Source organism: Microvirga sp. P4_G7, from assembly GCF_056401005.1.
In genome coordinates this window covers 1-1,640 of record NZ_JBFUKD010000760.1, presented here as the reverse complement: position 1 = coordinate 1,640, position 1,640 = coordinate 1, and the positions used below count along the sequence as shown (strand labels likewise).

3 protein-coding genes are annotated in these 1,640 nt (G+C 63.2%); all 3 read left to right on the top strand.

Going from position 1 to position 1,640, the window contains the following annotated elements; all coding sequences use genetic code 11:
- On the top strand, window positions 1-282 hold a 282-nt coding region (locus AC1DT3_RS20400; RefSeq protein WP_477467031.1), incomplete at its 5' end, for an MbcA/ParS/Xre antitoxin family protein.
- A complete protein-coding gene (locus tag AC1DT3_RS20395; protein WP_477467030.1) occupies window positions 242-997 on the top strand; it encodes an RES family NAD+ phosphorylase in 756 nt (251 codons plus the stop codon). The genes AC1DT3_RS20400 and AC1DT3_RS20395, both read left to right, overlap by 41 nt.
- A 76-nt stretch (window positions 998-1,073) precedes the next feature.
- On the top strand, window positions 1,074-1,640 hold a 567-nt coding region (locus AC1DT3_RS20390), incomplete at its 3' end, for a GGDEF domain-containing protein (protein WP_477467029.1).

Here is a 1,640-nt window from a genome sequence, read left to right as displayed (position 1 = left end):
GTGCTGGGCGGCATCATCGGCGTTTCCGAGGCCACCGTGTCGCGCATGAAGAGCGGGGCGTTTCCGCTCGAAACGGACCGCAAGGCCTACGAACTCGCCATCATGTTCATCCGCCTCTTCCGCTCCCTCGATGCGATCGTCGGCGGCGACGCGAGCGTCGCAAGTGCCTGGTTCCGCCACCACAACACAGCGCTCGACGCCCGTCCCGTGGACGCGGTTCAATCGATTGCCGGTCTGACCCATGTCATCGATTACCTGGACGCCAGACGCGCTCCGCTCTGATTTCAAGCACTTCGCGGGCGAGTGCTGGCGGGTGGTGGAATCGCAATACGTCATCTCGACCAATCCGCTGGTCGACAACCTCGTCGAGCAAGCCAGGCTCGAGGAACTCATCGAAGGCACCAAGCCGCCCATACCGCCCGAGTGCCGCCATCTCGATGTGCTTCTCTTCACGCCCTTTCGGTACCCCGCCAAATACGGATCGCGGTTTCGCAGGATCGGCCAGCGCGAAGGCGTCTTCTACACAGCTGCGACCGTGGAGACCGCGATGGCCGAGATGGCGTTCTACCGGGTGCTGTTCTTCGCGGAATCACCCGGCACGCCGTTGCCGGGAAAGATGTCGGAATACACGGCGTTTTCCGTCGAGATTGCCACCGAGCGCCTCGTCGACATCGCGCCCGACGCTGACGCGTCCCTGCGCGACCTGTCGGATTACTCGGCGTGTCAGGTCTTTGCCGATCTCGCGCGCGCGGCCGAAGCCGAAGGGGTACGCTCGGCTTCCGTGCGGTGTCCAAGTCGCGGCGTCACCTATTCCTGGCTCACATGCCGCGTTTTTGTAAAACCCGCCCCTGTGCGGCGGCAGACGTGGCGGATGCGCGTGACACCGACGAGCGTACAGGCGCTCTGCGAGAGCCCGCGGCTCGCCCTCGAGTTCCAACGATCGCTCTTCGAGAGCGATCCACGTGTGGCGCCGCGTGCGGTCGGGGCGTCCACGTAAGTAGCTTCCCTTGCGATATGGTTTAAGAAGGCGGTTCGATCAGCGTCGCTTCGTCCGACCAGCCGGGGGGCGGTTCATGAAGAGCATTGTTTCTAAGTCCGGCCTGGTGACGATCCTCGTCGTGGCGATCGTGCAGGTGGTGTCCTTTGTGGCCCGCAAGGCTGCCGGGCAGCCCTATACGGCGTTCGTGGTCGTCATGAACTGCTTCCTGCCGATGATGACCGCGTTTCCGATAAGCTATTACATCTTCCGGCAGAACGATCGTCTCAGACAGGCTTTGGACGAACTCGGTTTCGCCAACGCCGCGCTGCAGGAGCAGACGACACGGGATTCGATGACGGGGTTTCTCAACCGCGATTCCTTCTCGACGCGTGTCCAGTTCCTGCGTCGCACGACCGACGAGGGCGCGTTGCTCCTCATCGACGTCGACAATTTCAAGACCATCAACGACACCTATGGACACGCGGCGGGCGACGAAACCTTGAACGCCGCGTCGGCCGCCATTCGCACGGGCATTCGGGAAAATGACATCGCCGGCCGTTTCGGCGGCGACGAATTCTGCATCTTCCTCCCCGGCGCCGATGCCAAAACAGCCGATGCCATCGCCGAGCGGATCCGCGGCGCGGTCGACGCCGCCCTGTTC

What these genes read in the sequence shown, in the direction of transcription:
- AC1DT3_RS20395 (WP_477467030.1), top strand. Translation starts at nt 242, where the DNA reads ATGTCATCGATTACCTGGACGCCAGACGCGCTCCGCTCTGATTTCAAG.